The following is an 18,872-nucleotide window of genomic DNA, read 5'->3' on the forward strand; positions in this document are numbered from 1 at the left end:
GCAGACTGGCGCCCTGGCTGATTTGGCAGTCACCGGAGAAAGCCGTATAGTGGCCCCGGTCTCCTGCCAGCATTCTGCCGAAGCGAAATCAAAGCAGGAAAACATAACCCTCTTTTGGAATCGAAAAGACCATGAAACAGTTTGAAGTAAACTTCGATGGACTGGTGGGTCCTACACATAATTACGCTGGCCTGTCCTTCGGTAACGTGGCCTCATTGAACAATGCCAAGTCCAACAGCAGCCCCAAACAAGCCGCCAAACAAGGCCTGAAAAAAATGAAAGCGCTGGCCGACATGGGCATGCAACAAGGTGTTCTGGCGCCACAGGAGCGTCCTGACATTCTGACCCTGCGCAGGTTGGGTTTTACCGGTACCGACGCGCAGGTATTGGAAAAAGCGGCTAAGCAGGCTCCGGCCATCTTCCTGGCCTGTTGTTCGGCCTCCAGCATGTGGACCGCCAACGCCGCAACGGTATCACCCAGTGCCGATACTGCTGATGGCCGCGTACATTTCACCCCGGCCAATTTAACCAATAAGTTCCACCGCTCGCTAGAACCCGAAGTCACAGGGCGCATTCTTAAGGCAACTTTCGCGGATGAGCGTTATTTTCAACATCATAGTCACCTGCCGGACAATGAACATTTTGGTGATGAAGGTGCCGCTAACCATACGCGTTTATGCAGCGATTATGGCCATGCGGGGGTGGAAATGTTTGTATTTGGCCGTTATGCCTTTGATGCCAGCAAACCTGCCCCTAAACGGTTTCCGGCCCGTCAGACATTAGAGGCCTGTCAGGCCATTGCCAGACTGCACGGCCTGAGTGATGAAGGCGTGGTGTATGTGCAACAAAATCCTGATGTTATTGACCAGGGTGTATTCCACAATGATGTGATTGCCGTGGGCAACCGCAACGTGCTGTTTTATCACGAGCAGGCCTTTTTCAATACCCAGTCGGCCCTTGACGAGATTCAGCGCAAGTATGGTGAAGAGAAACTGCATTTTATTCAGGTAGACACTCAGGATGTCAGTGTTGAAGATGCCGTAAAGACTTATCTTTTCAATACACAGATAATCAGCCTGCCAAATGATGAAATGGCTATCATCGCACCGACAGAGTGTCAGGAGAATCCTGCGGTATCCAGATATCTGGATAAGTTGCTGACCCTCGGCACACCAATTAAGCAAGTGCACTTCTTCGATGTGAAACAAAGCATGCGTAACGGCGGCGGTCCGGCCTGTTTAAGGTTACGTGTTGCCCTGACTGACCAGGAAGTAGATGCAGTTAACCCCAATACGCTGATAAATGACAGCCTGTTTAGCCGCCTCAACCAATGGGTAGACAAGCATTACCGGGACGAGCTGACCTTCGATGATTTGCGTGACCCGCAACTATTGACAGAATCCCGCAGTGCGCTCGACGAACTCACCCAAATTATGAAACTGGGCTCGGTTTACCCCTTCCAGCGCTAGTTAGATAGACCAGGGGGCACCAAACGCCCCCTTGTTTTACTGTATCGTCGGCTATTCGAACACTCAATTACCGATTAATTTTTCCGCTTCTTAGTTAGCCGCGAAAAGCCGCCTCAATAGTAGCAATATCAATTTTCTTCATGGTCATCATGGCATCGAACGCTCGCTTGGCGGCCTTGCGGTCTGGACTGGTGTAAGCCTTGGTCAGCGCCACAGGGGTGATCTGCCAGGAAATTCCCCACTTGTCTTTACACCAGCCACACATACTCTCCTGCCCACCATTGCTGATAATCGCGTGCCAGTAGCGGTCCGTTTCTGCCTGATCTTGGGTAGCTATTTGGAAGGAAAAAGATTCGTTGTGAATCATTCCCGGGCCGCCATTTAACCCTAAACAGGGAATACCCAGCACGGTGAACTCTACGGTCAGGACATTCCCTTTCTGACCTGATGGATAATCCCCTGGAGCGTAATGCACGGCAACAACCGATGAATCAGGAAAGGTGTCAGCATAAAATCTTGCTGCTTCCTCGGCATTGTGGTTATACCAAAGGCATACTGTGTTTCTGGCCGTCATGGTCATAATCTTTTCTCCTGTTGATAACAGATTGTAAGCTTTGTCATCTGTTAGACGAATGAAGAGCGACCATTTCGACATAGTAAGACAGTGATTTTTTAGAAATAGCAGTCCTGCCAATCCAGCAACATATGCACCGCCAGACCAACGCCAATCCAGCGAGTCTTGGGCAACCACATCAATGCCGCATAAAGAATAAACCAGGGCCATTGATGTAGGGGATGAAAACCGATACTGCAACGATCCGGGTCATAAATGGGCGTGGCCAGCAGATGATCCAGGTCCACCAGCATCGTCAACGCCATCAATATAAAGGCACGTTGCCAGGCCTTACCGGCCAGACTCAGTGCCAGCGCCAATGGAATGGCAAAATGCAGCAGAATATGCAGCATCAGGCTTGCTGTGCCTTGGCTTTTCCGGCTGCGGCCAGCATCGAGCCAAGCATCACCATACCAGCGCCGATATAAGCCCATTTATCCAGATCACTGGCGGAAAAATGCGCCGGCCATACCCATACCGCCATTTCCATGCTGGTAAAGGTAAATAGCGGTGCCAGGGCAATAACAGCACTGACCTTAGAGGCATGCCAGATATTCAATGCTTCGGTAAACGCCCCGTAGGCCACCACGGTATTGGCACAGCAAAACAGTAACGCAAAGACCTGCAAGCTGTTCAGCTGTATGACTGAGCTTAAATCAGCGAAAGGCAGTAATACCAGGCTGCCTGCACAGTATAAAATCAGGGTCAGTTGTTTGGCCGTAACCGCTTTAAGCAGCACTTTTTGCGACAGGGCATACCAGGCCCAGGTGATAGCAGCAATCACCACCAGAATCACCCCCAGCGTATACTGGCCAAGCGAACTAAACAGCACCGGCAGACGATCATTAAAAAACAGCATCAAGCCGGATAGCAAAATCAACGCACCCAGGGTTTCCAGACGGTTAAAGCGCTCTTTGTATAGCAGGATCCCCCCCACCATCAGTAAAAATGGTGCAAGTTGGATCACAACCTGAGCGGTTTCCGGGTTCAGATAATCCAAGCCCTGTAAATACAACACATAGTTGGCAATCAGGCCGATGGCTGCTGCCGCAATCAGCAGATTATTGCTGCGACTGATGGCCCGCAGCGGCGGCAGCGCTTTGCTTTTATACAACATCAGCCCGACCACCAGGGCGGCGGCACTGAAGCGATACCAGGTAATACTGATGGCATCCATCACTTCCAGGCACAGCTTTAACGCCACCGGCAGCATTCCCCAAAGCACGGCGGTCAGCAAAGACAATCCAAACCCATACCAATGTCTGACAACAACTGTTTGCATAACAGCTCCAACAGGGATTAGACAGGCCGCTGAAGCGCGGCCTTAAGGATAAAGCCGATGGCTTATTACTTTTTATTAATCTGGTGCTTGCGTACCGCGCGGCGCATGCGGGAAATCCGCACATGATCCAGACGCTTTTTATCATCCACCGCAAGCAGGCTTTCTTTTTCGGCGGGCAACTTCGCCAGCTTGCGCAGTGCATTAACATCTTTCAGTTGCAGCTCCACCCAGGCACCCTGAGGTAAACGCTTGGCCAGCTCAATATCACCATAGCGCACCCTGATCAGGCGGCTGACCTTAACGTCCTGAGACTCCCACATGCGCCGCACTTCGCGGTTGCGCCCTTCACTTAAGGTTACGTTGAACCACTGGTTCATGCTTTCCTCATCGCCCTGATGACGACGAATACTGGTAAACTTGGCATCGCCATCTTCCAGCTTGATGCCGTTTTTCAGACGCCGGATAATATCGTCGGTTACTTCGCCAAACACCCTTACCGCGTATTCGCGTTCTACTTCGTGACTGGGATGCATAAGGCGGTTGGCAAGTTCACCGTCATTGGTAAACAACAACAAGCCACTGGTGTTGATATCCAGACGGCCAACGGCAATCCAGCGGCCCTGTTTTATTCTCGGCAGACGGTCAAATACGGTGGCACGCCCCTGAGGGTCACTACGACTGCAAAGCTCACCTTCCGGCTTGTTATACATCAACACCCGACAGATGGGTTTTTCGGTCTGGATATCCACCAGCTTACCGTCCACCCGAACCTTGTCCTCTGCACTCACCCTTTGCCCCAGGGTAGCCAGTTGGCCGTTGACGGAAATCCGTCCTTCAGTGATCCACTTTTCCATCTCCCGACGGGAACCGATACCGGCGTTGGCCAGTACCTTTTGCAGTTTTTCGCTCACGTGCGTTTTGCCCTTATTATGCCTGTTTCAACATTAGTCTGAAAAAGGCGGCTATTCTACTCGCGTCCCGTTTCCGGCACCAGCGTTAAACTTGCTATAGCCTGATAGCGCTTGATGGCAAAGACCTACTGTATTATTCACCGCCGAGACGCTGAGAACGCAGATATTTCATTAGATGAACCCTGTTCCCTCTGGGTTCTCAGCGTCTCTGCGGTAAAATTCTCTATGCATAGTGTATTGGCTGTTTATGTCTGCTGCTCGCTCTCATCAGGCAAAGGTAGCTCGTCGATGGGCAGTTGCGCCAGGGCGGCAAAATCTATCTCGGATGGCAATTCATCCAGCCCGCCCAGAGAAAAGTAGTCCAAAAAGGCTTTAGTGGTGGCATATAAGGCAGGCCTGCCCGGCACTTCTTTGTGGCCGACGGTTTTAATCCAGCCGCGTTCGGTCAGGGTTTTAACGATATGGGTACTGACCGATACCCCGCGCACATCTTCAATCTCACCGCGGGTAATGGGCTGACGATAAGCAATCAACGCCAGGGTCTCCAACAAAGCCCTTGAATAGCGCGGCGCCTGCTCCTGCCAAAGTTTAGACAACCAGGGGGCCAGACTGTCCATGGATTGAAAACGGTAGCCACTGGCGACTTTTACCAGTTGTACCCCGCGCGGACGATAATCCAGTTGCAGTTCATCCAAAATGGCTTTGAGGCGCTTTTGGCTGACCTTAATATCCAGCAGTACGGTTTCCTGCAAGCGTTCCAGACTCAGTGGCTCGTCGGCCACAAAAATGGCCGCTTCCACCAGTTGTTTTAGCTGCTCATCCGATATCCGCGCCATAGGCATCCTCCTGCATTGGCCTGCCTTTTACATGAATCTGTGCATAAGGAGCGGCCTGAACCAATTCGATCAGCGACTCTTTAACCAGTTCCAGCACCGCCAAAAAGGTAACCACCACGCCAGCACGGCCTTCTTCCAGCCTAAACAGTGCCTGAAAGGGTACAAACTGCTGCTCACCATCCAGCCTGGCCAGAATCGCACTCATCCGTTCACGGGTTGACAACGCCTCGCGTTGAATCTGATGATGTTCAAAGGCGGCGGCACGCTTAAGCACATCCTGAAAGCTCAGTACCAGTTCTTGCAAGGTCACCGTAGGCAGAATTCGAATGGGCTGACAGTTATCACTGGGCCTGGCCTCAGCCAGATAAAAATCCCTCTCCTGCCTTGGTAACCCATCCAGTTCCTGAGCCGCCTGCTTGATGGCTTCATATTCGCGTAAACGGCGGATCAGCTCGGCACGGGGGTCTTGTTCGTCATCTGCTGCATCTTCGCGTTTAGGCAGCAACACCCTGGATTTAATCTCGGCCAGTATCGCCGCCATTAACAAGTATTCACCGGCCAGTTCCAGCTTAAGGTCGGTCATCAGATCCACGTATTCCATATACTGGCGGGTGATCTGCAATATGGGCAGACTGGCAATATCAAATTTTTGCTTGCGGATCAGATACAGCAATAAATCCAGCGGACCTTCAAAGCTTTCCAGAATGACTTCCAGCGCATCAGGGGGAATATACAAATCTTCCGGGCGCTCAATCACCGCCTCGCCATGCACAAACGCCAGTGGCAGCGGCTGCTGCACCGGCGTTTTTCCTATTGGCTCGGCCTGATTATCAAGAGCTTCAGACAAAGGCTGACACGTCCCCTTCACCTTCACGGATCACAATGCATTCCCCTTCGGAAAGATCCAGGACCGTGGTGGGATGTTCGCCAAGATGGCCGCCATTGATAATCAAATCCACCTGTTTTTCCAGCATATCGCGGATCGTTTCCGGATCGGATTCGGCAAGCTGATTACCCGGCAGAATCAACGACGTGGACATCAGGGGTTCGCCCAGCTCTTCTAAAAGCGCCAGGGCAATCCGATTGTCCGGCACCCGAATACCGATGGTTTTACGTTTAGGATGATGCAGGCGCTTAGGCACTTCTTTGGTGGCTTTTAGGATAAAAGTATAGGCACCCGGCGTATTGTTTTTAATCTGGCGGAATGCCTGATTGTCGACCCTGGCATACACTGACAGCTCCGACATATCCCGGCACATCAGGGTAAAATTATGCTCTTTACCCAACTCCCGAATGCGGATAATACGCTCAAGGGCTTGCTTATCATCCAGATGACAACCTATGGCATAGCCAGAGTCAGTGGGATACACCACCACCGCGCCATTTTTAACCATATCTGCAGCCTGTTTCATCAGACGCTGTTGGGGGTTATCCGGATGGACATAGAAAAACTGACTCATTTACCAGCTCAGTAAGGACTTTATTCCCTAATGGTGGCATAAGTGCCTGGCATGGCAAATGGTTTTTCGCATTTAAACAGCCACTTGCTTAAGCCGCAGGACGTTGCCAGTCGTTCCATACCGGTGTAAGTTGTGAGTCAAATTGCAGATTGCGGCCCAGCTCCGTCCAGCGGCCAGGGAAATGAAAATCCGAGCCTGCCGAGGCTTCCAGGCCATATTCCATGGCATAGCTGGCCAGTTGTCGTTTTAAATCCGGGGCCAATTGCGGGTGGGTTACTTCCATCCCCTGGCCGCCGGACTCCGCAAAAAACACCAGCAACCGGCGCAGCCATTTTGCCGACAGATCGTAGCGGGCCGGATGAGCCAACACCGCCTTGCCGCCCGCTTCACGTATCCAACTGATGGCCTCGGGAATTTCCGGCCACTGCGGTTTAACAAAAGCCCGCTTATCTTTGCCTAAGTATTTCTTAAAGGCCTCTTCATGGTCTTTTACCGCGCCACGCTTAACCAGTGCCCTGGCAAAATGAGAGCGGGTCAGTTGTCCCACTCCAGCCAGGGCTTTTGCGTCAGCATAAATGCCCTCAATACCGGCTTTTGCCAATTTGGCAGACATTTCCTGCGCCCGCTGTTCCCTGGCCTGGCTTTGCGTGGCAAGACGGGCAAGTAAGCCTGCATCCTGGTGATTCAGATTGAGGCCAAGCACATGAATATCAAAGCCGTGCCAACGGGTGGATATCTCTACGCCGGCAATAATCCACAGCGGCCGTTTCTGACTTTGCTGATAACTGCGAGCTTCATCAATGGCCGCCACCGTATCATGGTCGGTAATGGCCAGCGCATCCAGTTGCATATTGTGCGCCCGGTCCACCAGTTCTTTGGGTGACAAGGCACCGTCCGAGTGGTGAGTATGGCTGTGCAAATCTATTTTCATCTTTTCCCGCATTAGCTATTGACAGGACATCTATTTTGTTTTCTTCTATAAAGCATCGAGATTATAACAATTTGGTACGCACAGCGTACTTAATTCAGGCAAAGATTCCATGAACATTAACGCAATCAACATCATTTGGTGGTGGCACAACCCGAACTAGCGGGCTGTGTGCGTTTGTGCTTGGAAAAGCATTCTGAAGGCCCGCATCTGCGGGCCTTTTTTGTTTTTATACTATTGGAATGGCAACATGAGTTTAGCGCAACTAAGTGACCAGCCAGGGAAAGTCGAGACCCTGATTGTTCAGAGCCGATATCAGGCAGATCCACTGAATCTTTACCAGATTCTGTGCCACAACAAGGCTAACAGCCTATTGCTGGAATCGGCTGAAATCGACAGTAAAGACGATTTGAAAAGCCTGCTACTGGTAGACGCCGCATTAAAATTAACCTGTAACGGGCAAACGGTCACTATCGAAGCGCTCACCGATAACGGCAAGGCCTTATTGCCGCTGCTGGTCAGCCACAGTCAGGCCACTAAGGTGCAACAATCCGGTGACAATGTTCTGACCCTGGTTTTCGCAGCCGCCGATGAGCACCTGGATGAAGACAGCCGCCTGAAAGCCAAATCGGTATTTGACAGCTTGCGTACCCTGCTTAATTGGGTACAACCGCTGCGTCAGCACCCTCATGCGGTATTTTTAGGCGGCGCGTTTGCCTACGATTTGCTGGGCGGTTTTGAAAATCTGCCAGAGGTGCCTGAAGGGGCCAATAGCTGTCCGGATTTTGTGTTCTACCTGGCTGAAACCCTGATCCTGATTGACCATCAAACGCAAAACACTGAGATTATTGGCAGTGTATTCTCTGGTCAAAATGTGGCGCAAAACTATTTTGCTGTCAGCCAGCGTCTGGAACACCTTCATCAGCAGTTGCAACAAGGCCAGCAGTATCAGCAGCAGGCGGTGCCCAGGGTCAGCCGCGAGCAGCTGGCGGTAGACAAGAGTGATGAAGCCTACCAACAGGATGTGCTGGCACTGAAGGAACATATTCTGGCTGGCGATATCTTTCAGGTTGTGCCCTCCAGAACCTTCAGTCTGCCCTGCCCCGATCCGCATCTTGCCTACGCCAAACTTAAACAACAAAACCCCAGCCCCTATATGTTTTTCCTGCAGGATGAGGCATTTTGTATTTTTGGTGCTTCCCCTGAATCAGCGCTGAAGTATTGCAGCCAAAGCAAACAGGTGGAGGTGTACCCCATCGCGGGCACCCGTCCCAGGGGCTTTAACCCCAACGGTACGATTAATAGGGATCTGGACAGCCGCATTGAGCTGAACTTGCGTGAAGACGAAAAAGAGAAGGCCGAGCACCTGATGCTGGTCGACCTGGCCCGTAACGACATCGCCCGGGTATCAGTGCCCGGCAGCCGCTTTGTTAAAGACTTGCTGAAAGTAGACCGCTACTCCCAGGTGATGCACCTGGTTTCCCGGGTGGTAGGCCAGTTACGCCCCGATTTGGATGCCCTGCATGCCTATCAGGCCTGTATGAATATGGGTACCTTAGTGGGCGCGCCTAAAGTGTCGGCCGCCAGGCTGATCCGCAGGGTTGAAAAGCAGCGGCGCGGCAGTTATGGCGGCGCGGTGGGGTATGTTAACAGTCAGGGCGATATGGACACTTGTATTGTCATTCGCTCCGCCTTTGTCAGGGGTGGCACCGCCTATGTGCAAGCTGGTGCCGGAGTGGTGTACGACTCAGACCCTGTAAGTGAAGCAAATGAAACCCGCAGTAAAGCCCAGGCGGTATTGCGTGCAATTGTGGACGCCCACCAGGAGAAGCTGGCATGAACAAGCCTCATGTATTTTTGCTCGATAACTTTGATTCCTTCACCTACAACCTGGTGGATGAAATGCGTTGCCTGGGCTTTGAATTGACCGTCTATCGCAACCATTTGCAGGCCGACTTTGTGTATGAGCAGATGCTGGCCTGTGCTGGCGATGCGCTGCTGATGTTATCGCCTGGCCCGGGAACGCCGGCCGAGGCAGGCTGTATGCCGGCACTATTAAAACGGGTACAAGGGCGCTTTCCGGTATTGGGCATCTGCCTGGGTCACCAGGCCATTGTTGAACATTATGGCGGCAAGGTGGGCCGGGCCGCAGAAGTAATGCACGGTAAGTCTTCATCCATCGAGCATTGCCGGGACAAAATGTTTGCCAATCTGCCCCACCCGTTACCTGTGGCCCGTTACCATTCACTGATGGCCACTCAACTGGCAGATGGATTAGATGTCCTGGCCAGCTACAACCAAGTGCCTATGGCTGTGTATCAGGCGCAGGATAAGATGCTGGGTTTTCAGTTTCACCCTGAGTCCATTCTCACCTCGCAAGGTAGCCAATTGCTGACCCAAAGCATTGACTATCTGTGCCAAGCAAAAGGATAACAAGATGCAGGAACTGCTGGAAAAACTATACGCTTTGCAGCCACTCAGTCAGGAACAGAGCTTCGGCCTGTTCAGCCAGGTGATGCAGGGCAATATGGACCCGATCGTTTTGTCATCAGTGCTGACCGCACTGAAAGTGCGCGGGGAAACTCCACCAGAAATAGCCGGAGCAGCGTCAGCCCTGGTCAGTCATGCGGCGGATTTTCCCCGTCCCGACTACGCCTTTGCCGATATTGTCGGGACCGGAGGCGACGGTTTTAACACCCTGAACATCTCGTCCTCCAGTGCCATTGTGGGAGCGGCCTGTGGTGTTAAAGTGGCCAAGCACGGCAATCGCAGCGTGTCGAGTAAATCCGGTTCGGCGGATCTGTTTCGAGAGTTTGGTCTGAATCTGACCATGAGTGCGCATACAGCGCGTCGCTGCCTGGATGAATCGGGTCTGTGCTTTTTATTCGCACCTAACTACCATGCCGGCATTCGCCATGCTATGCCGGTCAGAACCGCGCTAAAAACCCGCACCCTGTTCAATTTGCTTGGCCCGCTGGCCAACCCGGCCAAGCCCAGTCATATGCTAATTGGTGTGTATCTGCCCGAGCTGGTACGGCCCTTTGCCGAAACCTTAAAATTGCTGGGTTATCTAAAGGCCCTGGTGGTGCATGGCAGCGGGCTGGATGAATTTGCCCTGCATGGACCCAGTCAGGTTGCCAGGCTGGAACATGGCGAGATCCAGGAATTAATGCTGACTCCGGCCGATTTCGGCCTGCCCGAGCAGCCTATCAGTGCCATTACCGGCGGTGAACCACAAGAAAATAAAAACATGATTGAAGCGCTACTGAGCGGCAACGGGCAGCCCGCCCATTGTCAGGCTGTAGCAATCAATACCGGTGCGCTGTTGATGTTGATGGGTAAAGTGGATAGCTTTGCCCAGGGAGCAGAGATGGCCATGGATATGATGCAAGGTCGCCAGGCGCTCGATCTGATTCAGCGCAGCGCAACAATCAGCCAGGAGTAACAGATGGCCAACGTATTGGAAAAAATTGTTGCAGATAAGCGTCAGGAGCTGATTGCCCGCAAGCAGGCCCTGCCACTGGAAAGCTTTGTCAACAACCTGACCCCGTCAGACAAAAGCCTGTATGAGGCTTTAAACCAGCCGCAGGCAGGGTTTATTTTCGAATGTAAAAAGGCGTCGCCTTCAAAGGGATTAATCAGAGCGGTGTTTGACCTGGATGAGATCTTAACCGCCTACCAACCCCATGCCGCCGCTATTTCAGTGCTGACGGATGAAAAATACTTTCAGGGTAGCTACGACTATCTAAGCTATGTGACCGAGCGGGTCAGCCAGCCCGTGCTGAATAAGGATTTCTTTATCGACCCTTATCAGGTACACCTGGCTCGCTATTATCATGCCGATGCGATTCTGCTGATGTTGTCGGTACTGGATGATGCCAGTTATCTGGAACTGGCGGAACTCGCCGCCCACTATCAGTTGGATGTGCTGACCGAGGTGTCTAATCAGGAAGAGGCACATCGCGCCACCAATCTGGGTGCCAAGATCATTGGCATTAACAATCGCAACCTGCGTGATTTAACCACCGACCTTGCGACCACCGAGGCACTGGCCCCGCTACTGCCTGCAGATGCCCTGATTATCTCTGAGTCCGGCATTTATACTCACCAGGATGTATTACGCCTGGCCCCTTTGGCGGATGGCTTTTTGGTGGGCAGCTCATTAATGGCGCAGCAGAATCTGCCCCTGGCAGTGCACCAACTGCTGTTTGGCAACATAAAAATCTGTGGCCTGACCAATATCCAGGACGCTCAGGCGGTAAAACGCAGTGGCGCCAGTTACGGCGGGCTGATATTTGCCGAACAATCTAAGCGTCGTATCAGCGAAACCCAGGCCAGGCAGTTGGTGGAACAGGTGCCACTTGATTATGTCGGCGTATTTGTTAACTCGCCCTTAGAGGAGGTGGCAAGGCTTGCCGACAGTCTGAGCTTAAGCGCCGTGCAATTGCATGGTCAGGAAAGCGATGACTATATTGCCGCCCTGAAAAGCATCTTGCCCCATGCTTGCCAATTATGGAAAGCACTGGGCGTAACGGATATGCTGCCCGCCATGCACAACCCTAATGTAGATAAATATCTGCTCGACTGTCAGGTCGGCAATGACTTTGGTGGCACAGGTCAACAGTTTGACTGGACCATACTAAGCGACGTTAAAGATAAGTCCCACATTGCCCTGGCTGGCGGGCTCAACCCAGACAATATCCGTCAGGCCGCTGCCACAGGTGTTGGGCTACTGGATGTGAACTCCGGTATAGAAAGTCGCCCTGGGGTAAAAGATCCACACAAATTACAGCAACTATTCGCACAATTAAGAGACTACTAATGAGCAAACATTTATCCACCAAATTTGGTGACTATGGCGGCATGTATGTTCCAGAGCTGCTGATCCCGGCCCTCGACCAGTTGGAACAGGCATTTATTGACGCCCAGCAGGACCCGGAGTTTCAACAGGAATTCAAAAGCCTGCTGAATGACTATGCCGGCCGCCCCACACCATTGACCAAAACCCGCAATCTGGTCAGCAATCCCAAGGTCACCCTGTATCTGAAGCGTGAAGATCTGTTACACGGCGGCGCCCATAAAACCAACCAGGTGCTGGGGCAGGCGCTGCTAACCAAGCGCATGGGTAAAACCCAGGTGATCGCCGAAACCGGTGCGGGTCAGCACGGTGTGGCCACCGCCCTTGCCTGCGCATTGCTTGGCTTGAAGGCGCGTATTTATATGGGCGCCAAAGATGTTGAACGCCAGGCACCTAATGTATTTCGTATGCGCTTAATGGGCGCTGAGGTTATTCCGGTCAATGCCGGCTCCGGGACATTGAAAGACGCGGTCAACGAGGCCCTGCGCGACTGGTCTGCCAGTTATCAGGATGCGCACTATTTGCTTGGCACGGCTGCCGGCCCGCACCCCTTCCCCACCATAGTGCGGGAATTCCACAAGATGATCAGCGAAGAAATCCGCGCCCAGATCCTGGAAAAAGAAGGTCGCTTGCCCGATGCAGTCGTAGCTTGTGTTGGCGGCGGCTCCAACGCCATTGGCGCCTTCGCGGATTTTATTGACACCCCAGAGGTGCAGTTAATCGGTGTTGAGCCTGCCGGCAAAGGCCTGCATACCCACGAACATGGTGCGGCGATTGCCAAAGGCACCAAGGGGATATTGCACGGTGCCTACAGCTACATTATGCAAACACCGGAAGGGCAGATTGAAGAATCTTACTCCGTTTCTGCTGGTTTGGATTACCCGGCAGTAGGCCCCCAACACGCTTACTTGCATGATATTGGCCGCGCTACCTACGAGTCAGTCACCGACGAAGAAGCGCTGAACGCCTTTCAGATCCTGGCCCGCAAAGAGGGCATTATTCCTGCTTTGGAATCGTCCCATGCGCTGGCCCATGCGCTGAATATGGCCGACGCGGCAGAACAAGAAACCTTAATTGTCGTTAACCTGTCAGGCCGCGGTGATAAAGACCTGGCCCATGTACAGCAGTTTTTAAAAGGGGATTCCCACAATGGATAGATATGCACAGATGTTCCAGCGCCTGGACAACGACAAGCAAGGCGCATTTGTGCCCTTCGTGACTCTGGGCGATCCGGATATGGAAACCAGTCTGGAGGTGATTGAAGCCCTGATAGCAGGTGGCGCCGATGCACTGGAACTGGGTATCCCTTTTTCTGACCCTATTGCCGACGGCCCCACAATTCAAAAATCCGCCATTCGTGCTCTGGATAAAGGTGTCAGCCCCAAGGATTGCCTGGCCATTATCCGCCGCATTCGGGAGCGCCACCGCGAGATCCCCATCGGCTTGTTGCTCTACAGCAATCTGGTACTGGCGCCTGGAATTGATGAGTTTTATCGTCAGTGTGCCGAAGCTGGGGTGGATTCCATTTTGGTCGCAGATGTGCCCATTCGTGAAGGTGAGCCGTTTATGGCCGCTGCCAAAGCACAGGGTATTCACCAGATACTGATCGCCCCCCCCAATGCATCAGAGCAGACCCTGCAACAAATTGGTGAACTTTCCAGCGGTTACACCTATCTGTTAGGCCGTGCTGGTGTCACCGGAACAGAAACAGCCGCCGATATGCCAGCATCCAACCTGATAAGCAAGCTTCATGAGGTAGGTGCGGCCCGGCCGATTCTGGGCTTTGGTATCTCCAAACCGGAACAGGTTAAAGCCGCCATTGAAGCTGGCGCGGCAGGTGCGATTGCCGGTTCAGCCACGGTGAAAATTATTGAACAGCACCTGGAAAATAAAGCCATGATGCTCACCCGTTTAACCGAATTTGTGGCTGGCATGAAAGCCGCTACCAACCGCTAATAACCGAAGATAGATTCACCGCAGAGCCGCCGAGAATACAGTTTAACCTATTGTAATCTCGGTGTTCTCTGCGCCTCTGTGGTTATTTATATTTTGAATTGAAGTGTTTTCATCGCAGAGACACGGAGGGCACGAAGAAATACACAAATTTTTCTGAGTATTTTATTGCAAAATCAGCGTTCTTGGCGGCTCTGCGAGAGAGATTTTCGTGTTTTTCGTGGTAAGAGCTGGATTTGACCGCAAAACCCTATGAAGAACACCAAGGCGCCTGAAGAAAGTCACTACCTAGCCCTGTCCAGCCACAGTAAAAATCGGTACTATCCCAGCATTGCGATAAAGAGGTATACGCGACTATGCAATTTCTGATGGAATTTCTGCCCCTGCTGGTGTTCTTCCTGGTTTATAAGTTTGTCGATATTTTCTGGGCCACAGGCGCGCTGATGGCCGCTACTGCAGTGCAAATGCTGGTGACCTACCTACGGACCAAAGAAATCCCCAAAAAGCAGTGGGTGTTTTTTGCCATGATTGTGGTGTTTGGCGGCTTGACCATCGCCCTGCATGACGAACATTTTATTATGTGGAAACCCACCATTGTTTATCTGATTTTTGCGGCCATTCTGATTGGTAGCCAAATCATGAAGCGCCCCGCCCTAAAAGAGCTGCTCGGCAGCGCCATGGAACTACCCGAAACGATCTGGAAGCGTATCAACACCGGATGGGCGGTATTTTTTGTCGCCAGTGCCGTACTGAATATTTACGTGGCCTATGAATTCAGTCAGGACACCTGGGTGAGTTTTAAAGTATTTGGTATGACCGGTGTAACCCTGGTGTTCACTATTCTGACCATTATGTATGCTTACCGTTATATGCCGGAAGAGCAAAAACAAGACGAGCAAATTGACGATAACAAGCAGGGATAACTAGCCATGTGGTATGTATTTTTCTCCGAAGATGTGGCCAACAGTCTGGAAAAGCGCAAAGCCGCCAGGCCAGACCATCTGGCCCGTCTACAGGCGCTTAAAGACTTGGGGCGGTTATTGGTGGCGGGCCCCTGCCCGGCCATTGATTGTGAGGACCCTGGTGAAGCCGGTTTCAGTGGCTCAGTGGTAATAGCGGAGTTTGCCAGTCTGCAGGAAGCCCAAGCCTGGGCCGATGCCGATCCTTATATGGCTGCCGGTGTCTATCAGCGTACTATCGTTAAACCTTATAAAAAGGTACTGCCTTAAAGCTGCCAGTTTACAGATGGCCCTCGTCAGCGTATGACGCCATCTGATCACTTTCAGTTGAAAACCAATGACATGCTACAAATCAGTCGAAACGTACAATTAGATCCTGCCGAGGTGGAACTGACCGCCATCCGTGCTCAGGGTAGCGGTGGCCAGAATGTCAATAAGGTGTCCAGCGCCATTCATTTACGCTTTGATATCCGCGCCTCTTCGCTGCCCGACTTCTACAAGGAACGCCTGCTGACACTGTCTGACAGCCGTATCAGCAATGACGGCATCCTCATTCTCAAGGCGCAGAATTATCGTACCCAGGAACAAAATCGTGAGGACGCCCTGAATCGACTGACTGAGATTATTCAAAGTGCTGGAAAAACCCAAAAGGCACGCCGCGCCACCAAGCCCACCAAGGCTTCGCAAAAACGCCGGGTGGAAGGCAAAAAGAAAGCTGGGGCGAAAAAAAGCTTACGAGGGAAAGTGGATTACTAATCCGCATACCTCCACCACTAATTAGTGCCAGCTGTATAGGCAGAAAATTCGTATTGGATTTCATGCCCAATATTGGGGCAATCTGCAACAGTCTGATACCTGTTTTGAATTCTTAGCATATAAATGCCGACAAAACAGGCGGTTAATCCAGTAGCTAAGCATGGATTCAGATGCTAAAAGTATCAGGCTGTATATCTGTGCGATTTGACCAGAGTCAGCCCCTGCAGAGCATTGTGATCGGACCAGTTATCTTTATACTTATCGCCAATTTTGGCACCTAGCCAAACATCCGCGTTTTGAAATTGACATTCATATTTGATGCAATGAACCTGCCACGCATTCACTCCACCAGGAGAGTCGTTGCTGCACAGGCGCATCCGCCATGCCTTCTGTCAGCAATGCATTGCGCTTTGCGCCCACTAGACCAGCAGCCCGGCGTCGTGGTCAGAAGGGGCTGGGTTTGAACAAAATCTATACTCGAAAGTATAAGCAGCCGCTAAGGCAGGATGGTTAAAAATGAGTGCGTTACAACGCAAAGATTGGTCTTGGCACACTGGGCTACATTCAGCATTTAACCGCTGGCAGTGGATAATCGGCCTGGCTTTGCTGATCCCTTATATGTCCATCGCTACCGAGCTGACGCCAGCGTCACAAAAAATGCTGCTGACACATATTCAGCATTCCCAGAAGCAGCCTTTTATCGACTTTATTACCACCGTGTATCAGGATCTTGGCATTGACGTTACCACTCAAGCCGTGCCCAGTGTTGATGAATTTACCTTACTGGAACGAGGAGAAACCGACGCTGCGGTACTACTGGTAAAAGAGAATGCCATGGCCCACAAGAACCTCGTCATTGTTGAGCCCGCCATTTATGAGGCCGACCTGGTGCTGCTTTGTAAACGCAAAGACACTTGTGATTTGTCGGTGCTACAGAGTCAAGATAACGCCATTTTCACCAACCTTGGTGATATAGCAACGATTCAGACAATGGGCGTGAAGTCACAATTGTTCTTTGAGAGCAGCCTGACCGATTCACTCAGCATGTTGAGAAATGGCCGGGTAGATTTTCTGCTGTATGGAACAACGAAAGCAGAAGTCAGGCAGTTGAAGGCAGAATTTAACCTGATTGAGGTGAAAAAGCTGAGCATGCATCATGTTATTCATAACAAGCATGCCAAGCTACTCCCTGCTTTGCAGAGCACCATCCGCCGCAAATTGCCGGCATTTAAGCCGCACTAAACAGTTGAGGCAATCAACAAAGTTGTTAATGCCCAGCCATTACTTAGCGACTGGGCATTAAAGGTTGTGTTGGTTATTTGGCTTTGCCTTGCTTGGCCACGGCGTCCATCATGGCTTTAATCGCTTCAGGATCACCCAGGTACTGCTTGGAAACAGGGTTAAATTCTGCATCCAGTTCATATACCAACGGCACACCGGTAGGAATATTCAGTTCCAGCACCGCTTCATCAGACATATTGTCCAGATACTTAACCAAGGCACGCAGGCTATTGCCGTGCGCAGCAATGATCACTCGCTTACCACTTTGGATACTGGGGCGAATCACATCATGCCAATAGGGTAATACACGCTCTATGGTCAGCTTCAGGCTTTCAGCACGCGGCAGGATAGCAGGATCCACATGGCTGTAACGACGATCATGACCTGGAAAATGCTCACTATCCAACTCAACCGCAGGTGGTGGGACATCAAAACTACGACGCCAGATTTTCACCTGGTCTTCACCATGTCTGGCGGCAGTCTCGGCCTTATCCAGCCCAGTCAGGGCACCATAGTGACGTTCATTTAAGCGCCAATGCCGCTCAACCGCCAGATAGTGCTGGCCCATTTCTTCCAGTGCCAGATTCAGGGTTTTAATAGCACGCAGTAACACAGAGGTGTAGGCAATATCAAACTCAAAGCCGCCGTCTTTCAGAAGTTTACCTGCATTGACAGCTTGGGCCACACCGGTTTCGGTCAGGTCCACATCATGCCAGCCGGTAAAGCGGTTTTCCAGGTTCCACTGACTCTCGCCATGACGAATAAGAACTAGTTTATACATAGGAATAGATTCAACCCTTGGTGACTAATGGAAAAGGTCAGCTTTACCCGCAGGCCTCACTGCCTCAAACAAGGCCTGCTATCTTCTTTGATTCGGACCTAAAAATCCAGAGCAAAGGACCTGGCATTTTTGCCATTCTGGCATCTGTCTGCCAAGCTCTAATTCGGACAAATGGTACGTATGGTTTATCTAACAGAAGGATTGACGGATATGGCTAACGAAAGATCGGCAGTAACAGGTAAATGGTATCAAATTTTACGCCAGCAAAAGGATAACTCCTGTGCGCCAGCTTGTATCAGAATGATGGGTATTTATGTCAATGGCGTTGACCCTGGCGAAGGTACAACCAGAGCCTATGTGTCATTGGCCGAAGGGGGCACCAGTTCGCTGGGCGGCGGCGGCGTCGTAACCCAGACCGGGCATAACTTCACTACCACACCAACCGCCCCGGATCCTATGGTTCAGGCTTTGAAAAGCCTGAGACCTGCAATAAATTCCAGTTATATCTGGGAGGCGAACACGACTCAGGCCTTAAAAGACAAAATGGCGGAAGTGAAACCTAAAAATGAAATGATTATCGGCGTCTACTGGGCTGGCGGCGGCGGACATGTGGTGGTCGGGGTTGACCGGGACGCTACTTCAGGGCGGATTATTGTCGCAGATCCGGGCTATGGTGTACGTTTTATCGAAAGCGACGGTTCATATCACCCGGCAGTGGGCGTAACAGGCAATGTGGTGTTAACGGTATTCAGGCAGTGAACAATCCATGCTGGGCAGCCGGACCT

At 51.7% G+C, this 18,872-nt stretch carries 21 protein-coding genes; 12 read left to right on the forward strand and 9 right to left on the reverse strand.

The genetic code is table 11. The annotated features are described in order from the left end of the window. The first annotated feature begins 131 nt into the window (after window positions 1–131). The gene (gene astB, locus ABD028_RS04850) at window positions 132–1,469 is read left to right on the forward strand and encodes an N-succinylarginine dihydrolase (RefSeq protein WP_343842415.1); all 1,338 of its coding nucleotides are present in this window, start codon (window positions 132–134) and stop codon (window positions 1,467–1,469) included. A 94-nt stretch (window positions 1,470–1,563) separates the two neighbouring features. Here the strand turns inward: astB and ABD028_RS04855 are convergent, their stop codons facing one another. The 8 genes from ABD028_RS04855 to ABD028_RS04890 all read right to left on the reverse strand — a co-directional run bounded on the left by ABD028_RS04855 (window position 1,564) and on the right by ABD028_RS04890 (window position 7,502). Next, window positions 1,564–2,049 (reverse strand): VOC family protein, encoded by a 486-nt coding sequence (locus ABD028_RS04855; protein WP_343842417.1) that lies wholly within the window; start codon window positions 2,047–2,049, stop codon window positions 1,564–1,566. 92 nt (window positions 2,050–2,141) lie between these two features. Continuing rightward, the gene (locus ABD028_RS04860; RefSeq protein ID WP_343842420.1) at window positions 2,142–2,435 is read right to left on the reverse strand and encodes a DUF6122 family protein; all 294 of its coding nucleotides are present in this window, start codon (window positions 2,433–2,435) and stop codon (window positions 2,142–2,144) included. Then, window positions 2,435–3,364, reverse strand: a complete 930-nt coding sequence (locus tag ABD028_RS04865; protein ID WP_343842423.1) for a DMT family transporter — start codon at window positions 3,362–3,364, stop codon at window positions 2,435–2,437. Before ABD028_RS04865 ends, ABD028_RS04860 begins: the two co-directional genes overlap by 1 nt. 65 nt (window positions 3,365–3,429) lie before the next feature. Further along, window positions 3,430–4,275 carry a 23S rRNA pseudouridine(2605) synthase RluB gene (rluB, locus tag ABD028_RS04870; protein ID WP_102796978.1) on the reverse strand — a complete coding sequence of 282 codons (846 nt, stop codon included), beginning with the start codon at window positions 4,273–4,275 and terminating at the stop codon, window positions 3,430–3,432. A 245-nt stretch (window positions 4,276–4,520) separates the two neighbouring features. Continuing rightward, window positions 4,521–5,111, reverse strand: coding sequence for an SMC-Scp complex subunit ScpB (gene scpB, locus ABD028_RS04875; RefSeq protein WP_343842425.1), 591 nt, complete (start codon window positions 5,109–5,111; stop codon window positions 4,521–4,523). Continuing rightward, the gene (locus ABD028_RS04880) at window positions 5,092–5,958 is read right to left on the reverse strand and encodes a segregation and condensation protein A (protein ID WP_343842428.1); all 867 of its coding nucleotides are present in this window, start codon (window positions 5,956–5,958) and stop codon (window positions 5,092–5,094) included. Before ABD028_RS04880 ends, scpB begins: the two co-directional genes overlap by 20 nt. Continuing rightward, entirely contained in the window at window positions 5,951–6,571 is a 621-nt protein-coding gene (locus ABD028_RS04885) for an L-threonylcarbamoyladenylate synthase (protein WP_102796980.1), read from the reverse strand. The genes ABD028_RS04880 and ABD028_RS04885 overlap by 8 nt, the downstream gene beginning before the upstream one ends. An 88-nt stretch (window positions 6,572–6,659) precedes the next feature. After that, window positions 6,660–7,502 (reverse strand): PHP domain-containing protein, encoded by an 843-nt coding sequence (locus ABD028_RS04890; protein WP_343842433.1) that lies wholly within the window; start codon window positions 7,500–7,502, stop codon window positions 6,660–6,662. A gap of 247 nt (window positions 7,503–7,749) precedes the next feature. Here ABD028_RS04890 and ABD028_RS04895 point away from each other — a divergent pair, with 247 nt between their 5' ends. From ABD028_RS04895 to ABD028_RS04940, 10 genes are all read left to right on the forward strand, one after another. Continuing rightward, a complete protein-coding gene (locus tag ABD028_RS04895; RefSeq protein WP_343842436.1) occupies window positions 7,750–9,339 on the forward strand; it encodes an anthranilate synthase component 1 in 1,590 nt (529 codons plus the stop codon). Further along, window positions 9,336–9,932 carry an aminodeoxychorismate/anthranilate synthase component II gene (locus ABD028_RS04900; RefSeq protein WP_343842439.1) on the forward strand — a complete coding sequence of 199 codons (597 nt, stop codon included), beginning with the start codon at window positions 9,336–9,338 and terminating at the stop codon, window positions 9,930–9,932. The genes ABD028_RS04895 and ABD028_RS04900 overlap by 4 nt, the downstream gene beginning before the upstream one ends. Window positions 9,933–9,936: 4 nt before the next feature. Then, window positions 9,937–10,944, forward strand: a complete 1,008-nt coding sequence (trpD, locus tag ABD028_RS04905; RefSeq protein ID WP_343842441.1) for an anthranilate phosphoribosyltransferase — start codon at window positions 9,937–9,939, stop codon at window positions 10,942–10,944. Window positions 10,945–10,947: 3 nt separating this feature from the next. Further along, on the forward strand, window positions 10,948–12,321 hold the full coding sequence (gene trpCF / locus ABD028_RS04910) for a bifunctional indole-3-glycerol-phosphate synthase TrpC/phosphoribosylanthranilate isomerase TrpF (protein WP_343842443.1): 1,374 nt from the start codon (window positions 10,948–10,950) through the stop codon (window positions 12,319–12,321). Beyond that, window positions 12,321–13,514, forward strand: a complete 1,194-nt coding sequence (gene trpB / locus ABD028_RS04915; RefSeq protein ID WP_343842446.1) for a tryptophan synthase subunit beta — start codon at window positions 12,321–12,323, stop codon at window positions 13,512–13,514. Before trpCF ends, trpB begins: the two co-directional genes overlap by 1 nt. Then, window positions 13,507–14,313, forward strand: a complete 807-nt coding sequence (gene trpA / locus ABD028_RS04920; RefSeq protein ID WP_102796987.1) for a tryptophan synthase subunit alpha — start codon at window positions 13,507–13,509, stop codon at window positions 14,311–14,313. Before trpB ends, trpA begins: the two co-directional genes overlap by 8 nt. A 353-nt stretch (window positions 14,314–14,666) precedes the next feature. Next, window positions 14,667–15,233: a septation protein A gene (locus ABD028_RS04925; RefSeq protein ID WP_102796988.1), complete on the forward strand. Its 567-nt coding sequence runs from the start codon at window positions 14,667–14,669 to the stop codon at window positions 15,231–15,233. Window positions 15,234–15,239: 6 nt separating this feature from the next. Beyond that, window positions 15,240–15,539, forward strand: a complete 300-nt coding sequence (locus tag ABD028_RS04930) for a YciI family protein (protein ID WP_102796989.1) — start codon at window positions 15,240–15,242, stop codon at window positions 15,537–15,539. 72 nt (window positions 15,540–15,611) lie between these two features. Further along, entirely contained in the window at window positions 15,612–16,025 is a 414-nt protein-coding gene (arfB, locus tag ABD028_RS04935) for an alternative ribosome rescue aminoacyl-tRNA hydrolase ArfB (RefSeq protein ID WP_102797091.1), read from the forward strand. A 516-nt stretch (window positions 16,026–16,541) separates the two neighbouring features. Continuing rightward, window positions 16,542–17,267: a hypothetical protein gene (locus ABD028_RS04940; RefSeq protein WP_102796991.1), complete on the forward strand. Its 726-nt coding sequence runs from the start codon at window positions 16,542–16,544 to the stop codon at window positions 17,265–17,267. A gap of 73 nt (window positions 17,268–17,340) precedes the next feature. Here ABD028_RS04940 and gpmA read toward each other — a convergent pair whose 3' ends face one another. Further along, the gene (gpmA, locus tag ABD028_RS04945; RefSeq protein WP_102796992.1) at window positions 17,341–18,087 is read right to left on the reverse strand and encodes a 2,3-diphosphoglycerate-dependent phosphoglycerate mutase; all 747 of its coding nucleotides are present in this window, start codon (window positions 18,085–18,087) and stop codon (window positions 17,341–17,343) included. Window positions 18,088–18,297: 210 nt separating this feature from the next. Between gpmA and ABD028_RS04950 the strand changes: the two genes are divergently transcribed. Then, window positions 18,298–18,846 carry a papain-like cysteine protease family protein gene (locus ABD028_RS04950; protein WP_343842455.1) on the forward strand — a complete coding sequence of 183 codons (549 nt, stop codon included), beginning with the start codon at window positions 18,298–18,300 and terminating at the stop codon, window positions 18,844–18,846. Window positions 18,847–18,872: the final 26 nt, after the last annotated feature.

This window comes from Bowmanella denitrificans (genome assembly GCF_039522935.1).
GTDB classification, from domain to species: domain Bacteria; phylum Pseudomonadota; class Gammaproteobacteria; order Enterobacterales; family Alteromonadaceae; genus Bowmanella; species Bowmanella denitrificans.